This is a genomic window from Xenorhabdus innexi (assembly GCF_002632485.1).
GTDB classification, from domain to species: Bacteria; Pseudomonadota; Gammaproteobacteria; order Enterobacterales; family Enterobacteriaceae; genus Xenorhabdus; species Xenorhabdus innexi.
Genome location: NZ_NIBU01000230.1, coordinates 1 through 664, shown reverse-complemented (window position 1 = coordinate 664; position 664 = coordinate 1). Strand labels below are relative to the sequence as shown.

Here is a 664-nt window from a genome sequence, read left to right as displayed (position 1 = left end):
GAAACTGCGGGTGCAGAGCGCCGGCGGGGCAATTTACCTGAAAGCCCGTCAGGCTTTTCCGCCGACCCGGCTGCAATTGCAGGACAGTGAAAACGGGGAAATTATCCTGCTGGATATCAGCACGGCGAGAATGGTTCCGGACGAGCCGGTTCGCCTGCGTTACCGGGATGAAAAGCAAACCGCGTCTGCCGAAAAGTCGCTTTCCCGGCACAAAGACTCATTATCGGCACCGGTGCCGGTGGTGTTGACCCGCCATGCGGCGCAGCAGCTGTATGCCCCGCTGCGCACGGTTGAGCCGGTCACCGGCATTCATCCGGTCAGTCTGCATTTACCTGACGCTGTCACCACACTTTATCCTGCTGAACCGATTGACGTGGCACCGCTGGCCGGCTGGCGTGTGCAAAATCATACCGTGGTGGCGCTGAAACTGCGCAATACGGCCAAACGCCTGCTCACGCTTGACCCGCGTGCCTTGCAGGGGCAGTTTGTCGCCGCGACATTCCAGCATCGCTGGCTGGGAACAGCCGGCACACCGGAAGATACCACGGTGCTGTATCTGGTGGTCAAAGGACAGCCGGAGAACGCCTTTATTCCTGAGCCGGACGCGGTGAAAGCGGGAGACCGTCATGCAGATTAAATCCAACAGTCTGGTGAAAATACTGGT

Annotated in this window: 1 protein-coding gene; it reads left to right on the top strand. The window is 59.2% G+C overall.

What is annotated here, in order from left to right; genetic code table 11:
• Nucleotides 1-637: TIGR03749 family integrating conjugative element protein (locus Xinn_RS21285; protein ID WP_099137841.1), on the top strand; the 637-nt coding region annotated here is incomplete at its 5' end.
• Nucleotides 638-664 lie beyond the last annotated feature (27 nt).